The sequence below is a fragment of the Bacteroidota bacterium genome, from assembly GCA_018831055.1.
GTDB lineage: Bacteria > Bacteroidota > Bacteroidia > Bacteroidales > B18-G4 > M55B132.
Window position 1 is genome coordinate 1 of record JAHJRE010000317.1, and the last position, 3951, is coordinate 3951.

5 protein-coding genes are annotated in these 3951 nt (G+C 48.0%); all 5 read left to right on the forward strand.

Annotated elements, in window-relative coordinates:
- Positions 1-47: 47 nt before the first annotated feature.
- Positions 48-185, forward strand: coding sequence for a hypothetical protein (locus tag KKA81_17290; protein ID MBU2652684.1), 138 nt, complete (start codon positions 48-50; stop codon positions 183-185).
- 31 nt (positions 186-216) lie between these two features.
- A complete protein-coding gene (locus KKA81_17295) occupies positions 217-660 on the forward strand; it encodes a helix-turn-helix domain-containing protein (protein ID MBU2652685.1) in 444 nt (147 codons plus the stop codon).
- On the forward strand, positions 644-2203 hold the full coding sequence (locus KKA81_17300; protein ID MBU2652686.1) for a terminase: 1560 nt from the start codon (positions 644-646) through the stop codon (positions 2201-2203). Before KKA81_17295 ends, KKA81_17300 begins: the two co-directional genes overlap by 17 nt.
- Positions 2204-2560 carry a hypothetical protein gene (locus KKA81_17305; protein MBU2652687.1) on the forward strand — a complete coding sequence of 119 codons (357 nt, stop codon included), beginning with the start codon at positions 2204-2206 and terminating at the stop codon, positions 2558-2560.
- Positions 2560-3951: head-tail connector protein (locus KKA81_17310; protein MBU2652688.1), on the forward strand; the 1392-nt coding region annotated here is incomplete at its 3' end. The genes KKA81_17305 and KKA81_17310, both read left to right, overlap by 1 nt.

The window sequence follows — 3951 nt, forward strand, 5'->3', positions numbered from 1 at the left end:
ATAATATAATTTAATTACAACAAATCAGCATCACAACCGCCTCAGAAATGGGGCGGTTTTTTTATTTCCGTGGATTTCCCCAATCCACGGACCAGAAGCTTGCCATCACACCATCCAACCTGAGAAAATCCACACAAAAGAACACAATTGGTATGGGAGGTATGAGTATTAATGCCATTAGGTAGACCCACGGAATACAAAGAAGATTTTAACCGGATGGCCGAAGTTGCTTGCCGTGAGGGTGGATTGACTGATGTAAAGCTGGCCAAACTCTTTGGGGTTGCAAAATCCACAATCAATTTGTGGAAAAAAGAGCACCCAGATTTTTCGGACTCCATAAAAAAAGGCAAGGACGATTGGGATTCTGAAAAGATTGAAAACAGCCTTGCAAAAAGGGCCTTGGGATTTTCGTACACTGAAACAACCAAAGAGCCGAGACTTATAAAAAAACCGGATGGCGATATCACGACCTCAGATATGGTCGTCACAAAAAAGGTTACAAAACTTATTGTACCAGACACCACCGCCCAAATCTTTTGGCTTAAGAACAGGCAACCAAAACGCTGGCGTGACCGGCACGAAGTAGAAGTAACCGGAGACGATGAGCTGATTAAAGCCCTATTTGCAGGGAGGCAAAGAGTAAATGGCCAGCAAGATTGATATAGAGCTGGCCCATGAGGTCGCCAAATATTACGCCGATCCCCTTGGTTTTGTTATGTTCGCCTATCCGTGGGACACAGACCCTTCAATTCAGGTCTGCGAACTCCCAGAGCCATGGGCGTCAAAATACAACTCAAAATATGGCCCGGATGAATGGTCCTGCCAGTTTCTGGATGATCTCGGTGAAAAAATAAAGGCCAACAAGTTTGACGGCTCCCACGCCGTGGATGCAATCAGGATGGCAGTATCCTCCGGACATGGTATCGGCAAAAGCGCAATGACCGGGTGGCTTGTCAATCTTATTATGTCCACAAGGCCAAATGCCCAAGGGACCGTTACCGCCAACACAGGCCCACAACTCGAATCAAAGACATGGCCCCAGATAGCCAAATGGACAAAACGGTGTATCACCTCTCACTGGTTTGATATTTCCAGCGGTCGCGGATCAATGAGGATGAGACACAAGCTTTTCCCAGAATCTTGGTTTTGCACCGCTCAAACCTGCCGGGAGGAAAACTCAGAAGCTTTCGCAGGTCAGCACGCAGTTGATTCAACATCGTTTTATATCAACGACGAGTCAAGCGCCATCTCTGATAAGATTTTCGAGGTCCAGGACGGGGGTATGACTGATGGGGAGCCGATGCAGTTTTTATTTGGTAACCCGACAAAAAACACTGGTTCTTTTCGGGAGGCGTTCGGCAAAAAGCGGCACAGGTTTATGTGTTATCAGGTGGATTCCAGGGACGTCCAGATAACCAATAAAAAATATATCGATGAGCTTATAGCCGACAACGGCGAGGACTCAGATTATACCAGGGTTAGGGTAAAGGGTGTGTTTCCAAGGGCGTCCAGTGCGCAATTAATTCCATACGATCTGGTAGAGGCAGCGAGGGGTAAGATAATCCATGTGTCAGAATACGCCCACGCTCCCAGGATTTTAATATGTGATCCTGCAAGGTTTGGCGATGACCAGTCAACTATAGGTGAGCGGCAGGGCCTGCGCCATACAATTCTCCATAAATACAGAGGCAAAGATACTATGTTCCTGGCCAACAAGCTTGGAACAATGAACAACGACGAGGGGTACGATGCCGTTTTTATTGACGTTATCGGTGTCGGGGCCGGAGTGGTTGACCGCCTTATACAGCTTGGACATAGAAACATTATCCCCGTCAATTTCGCAGAGTCCGCAAAAAACGAGAAAAAATACCACAACCTGAGAGCAGAGTGTTGGGCAGAAATCATTGAGTGGTTAAAAGCTGGTGGGTGCATCGATGATGATCAAGAGGTTTGTGATGACCTTGTTGGCCCTGAATATTTCTATGATGCCCGGGATCGCATGCAGCTCGAATCAAAGAAAGATATGCGGGCAAGGGGATTAAATTCTCCGGATTGTGGTGACAATGTGGCTATTTCGTTCGCCAGGCCGGTCAGCAAGATAGTCCACCTACACGAACCAACGGCCAGCTGTAAAATAGCTCGTATCCGCAGGCAAACCCGCAAACAGGCCCACAAAGTATTTTCCCACATAGGAGGTAGATAGATGGGTAGTTTTTTTAAAAAAGTTGTAAAAGAGGTCTCGCGGCCATTTGAGAAGCTTTATGAAGAGTCAGTCAGGCCAGCAAAACAACTAATAGGCCTGTTTGGTGGCGGTGGTGATGATGGCCCCGCAGCGACAACCACCTCCATAGCGCCAGTGACCCCAGCGCCAGTGACCCCGGTAACAGAGATAGTGCTATCAGAGGCAGCCAAACAACAGGCGGCCAACGCAGCCGAAAGCGCCCAGATCGTCACTGAGACAAAGAAGAAGGGCAAAAAGTCCACGCTCCTGACAGGGGGCCTTGGCCTGACCGAAGATGCCGTAACAAAAAAACCAACCATCCTCGGAGCCGTAAAATAATGGGCGACGCCTCAGAATACAATAAACGCCTCAAATATCTTGAGTCTCAATACGGCGATGGATGGAAAACCAAACACCAGGAGATAACAGATTTTATCCTGCCAAGTCGTGGGTATTATCAGCAGACACCAGCCAGCCAGGGCCGGGAAACGTCCAGCCAGATAATTGATCCGGAAGCAACCCGGGCAGTCATGATCTTTGCAGCCGGTATGATGGGGGGCATGACCAACCCGTCAAGGCCATGGATCAGGGTGCGGATGCAGGACCAAGATTTGTCAAAATATGGCCCAGTAAAAGCGTGGTTGGACCGAGTCGAAAAAATTTTATATTTTGCATATTCCCAGTCGAACTTTTACCAGTGCATTTACACCGACTATATTGAGCTTATTGGGTTTTGCACATCATGCTTGCTCCAAGAGGCTGGGAAAAACACCCTGCTTAACTTCAGCAACAAAACAGCCGGCACGTATTATATACAAGCAAACTCTGAGGGACTGGTTGATACCACCTATGTAATCACTCCCATGATTGCCAAAAATATGATTGAGCGGTTTGGGGATCGGTGCCGGCAGGATATAAGGACCGCCGCCGAAAAGAATCCGTACCAGTTTTTTAATGTCTGTCATGCTGTGCAACCAAATGACGAACGCAAGATAGGGCTGATTGATGGCGTTAATAAGATGTTTCAATCCGTTTATTTCGAGCCCGGACAGAACGACAATATCCTCCTGAAATCAGGATTTGAGGAAAACCCCTATCATGTATCCCGGTATGATACAGCGGCCAGTGATGTCTATGGCACCGGCGCAAGCTTTGAAAACCTCCCGAATGTCAAGCAGCTTCAGGAGATGCAGGCAACAGAATATATTGTAATCCACAAAAACGCAGAGCCGCCCGTGCTTGTTCCTTCAGGCATGATTAATGATTTTGACGATCTTCCCGGGGGGATTACCCCTTGGGATGGCAGTACGGCAAAGCCCGAACGGGTATATACAGTTGACTCTGATATCTCCAAAATGGAGCTTAAAATTGAAAAGCTCCAAACAAAAATCACAGAAGGGTTTTTTAATGATATTTTCCGCATGGCCACATCCAGGCCAGGGGTTCAGCCGGTCAACACCGCTCAAATTGCCCAGGAAAATGAGGAAAAGCTGATCCTGCTTGGGCCTCTGATCAACCGAACAATTTACGAGAAACTGGACCCTATTGTCAGCCGATCTCTTGGCATCCTCTTCCGTGGTGGATTCTTACCACCTGCCCCGCCAGAGATCCAAGGCCAGCAACTTGACACCGAATATATCTCTCTGCTTGCCCAGGCCCAGAAGCGGATAGGGTCAGCAAGCCTACGTGAATTTGGGGCGTATGTGATCGAGTTGGCCATGGTTAAGCAG